2 protein-coding genes are annotated in these 2,149 nt (G+C 69.2%); both read left to right on the forward strand.

Translation table 11 applies throughout. The features are described 5' to 3' along the window. The coding region (locus tag VIR15_RS06995; RefSeq protein ID WP_331926751.1) for a molybdopterin dinucleotide binding domain-containing protein at positions 1-862 on the forward strand (862 nt) is incomplete at its 5' end. Next, positions 859-2,149 (forward strand): NADH-quinone oxidoreductase subunit NuoH (gene nuoH / locus VIR15_RS07000; protein ID WP_331926752.1); only part of this gene is annotated, 1,291 nt, incomplete at its 3' end. The genes VIR15_RS06995 and nuoH, both read left to right, overlap by 4 nt.

A 2,149-nucleotide genomic window follows, 5' to 3' on the forward strand; every position in this document is an offset into this window, starting at 1 on the left:
GACCGACGCAGCGGCCCGGGGCGAGGTCGCCGCGGTGTGGGAGGTCGGCACGCTGCCCGACACCCCCGCCCGTGACACCGCCGGCATCATCGCCGCGGCCGCATCCGGCGAGCTGGACGCGCTCGTCGTCGGCGGGGTGGACCCGGCAGACCTCGGCCTCAGCGACACGAGGAACGCCCTCGAGCGGGCCTTCGTCGTCTCCCTCGAGCTGCGCGAGTCTGCCGTGACACAGCTGGCCGACGTGGTGCTCCCCGTCGCGGCGCAGGCCGAGAAGGAAGGCTCCTACGTCAACTGGGAGGGGCGCATCCGTCCCTTCGAGCTCGCCTTGACGACGAACCACGTCAGCGACCACCGCGCGCTCGACATGCTCGCCGGCGAGCTCGGCCATTTCCTGGAGACCAGGACGAAACTCCAGATCCACGACCAGTTCGAGGCGCTCGGGCCGTGGTCGGGCACCAGGGGTGTCCCGGCCTCAGGCCAGGCCCCGCCTGCTCCCGTGGTCGGGGATGGGCTCGGCGATTACGTCCTGGCCACGTGGCCGACGCTGCTCGACCGTGGCCGGATGCAGGACGGCGAGCCGTTCCTCGCCGGCACCGCCCGGAGGGCGACGGCGCATCTCTCGCCGGGATCCGCCGAGCGGCTCGGAGTGGGCGACGGCAGCCCCGTGACGGTGACTGGTCCGCGCGGGAGCGTCACCGTTCCCGTAGCCGTGATCGACGGCATGGTCGACGGCGTCGTGTGGCTCCCCACGAACTCCGAGGGCGTCTCGGTGCGGTCCGGGCTGGGCTCCCAGGCCGGGCACCGGGTCGGCGTCACCGCTGCGACCAACCCAGCCGACCACACGAAGGGTGGTGTCGGATGACACTCAGCTCAGCGGCATACGGCCTCGTCACTGCGCTGCCGGCGACGGAGAACCCCTCCGCGGACTTCAGCGACACGCCGCTCTGGCTCTCGTTGATCAAGGCCGTCCTGATCTTCGTCTACCTGCTGGTCTCGACCCTGATCGTCATCTGGTTCGAGCGCCGCGTCATCGGACGAATGCAGCAGCGCCCCGGCCCGAACCGCAACGGCCCGTTCGGTCTGCTCCAGACGCTTGCCGACGGCATGAAGTCGATGCTCAAGGAGGACATCGCGCCGGCGAATGCCGACCATGTCATCTACCGGGCCGCCGCCCTCATCACCGCGACGATGGCGTTCGTCGCGTTCGCGATCATCCCGCTCGGCGGCACTGTGTCGCTGTTCGGCCACGAGACGCCGCTGCAGCTGACCGACGTGCCGGTTGCGGTGCTCCTCGTGCTCGCCGTCGCGTCGGTCGGCGTCTATGGGATCGTCCTCGCCGGCTGGAGCTCCGGCTCGACCTATCCGCTCCTGGGCGGCCTGCGCTCGACGGCGCAGGTCATCTCCTACGAGATCGCCATGGGTCTCGCGCTCGTCGCGGTCTTCCTCTACAGCGGGTCGATGTCGACGTCGCAGATCGTCGATGCCCAGAGCTCGCTCTGGTACATCCTCCCGGCCTTCTTCAGCTTCGTCGTCTACGTCATCACGATGGTCGGCGAGACCAACCGACTGCCCGTCGACCTGGCCGAGGGCGAGGGCGAGATCGTCGGTGGCTTCCACACCGAGTACTCCGGCATGACGTTCGCGATGTTCTACCTCGGCGAGTACGTCAACATGTTCACCGTGTCTGCGCTGGCCACGACGATGTTCCTCGGCGGCCCCGCTGCCCCGCCGCTCATCTCCGCCATTGGCGACGGCACGTTCGTGGGCGGCTGGTGGGGCCTGCTGTGGTTCACCGTCAAGATGTGGCTGTTCATGTGGTTCTTCGTGTGGCTGCGCGGAACGCTGCCCCGCACGCGGTACGACCAGTTCATGCGATTCGGCTGGAAGTTCCTCATCCCCGTCACGCTCGCCTGGATCGTCGCGGTCGCCTTCATCCGCGGCGCGCAGCTCGGCTTCCTCGGTGACGACACCGTGACCATCGTCGGTCTCTCCTTCAACCGGGCAACGCTCATCCTCATCAGCGTCGTCGCGGTCCTCGCCCTCGTCATCACGTGGGTCTGGGGCGATCGGGTCGATGCACGGCGGGCGGCCGTCGAGACGGCGCCGCCCGACGAGATCGACCCGTTCGCCGAGGGCTACCCCGTCCCGC

This window comes from Intrasporangium sp. (assembly GCF_036566125.1).
In the GTDB taxonomy this organism is placed as follows: Bacteria; Actinomycetota; Actinomycetes; order Actinomycetales; family Dermatophilaceae; genus Intrasporangium.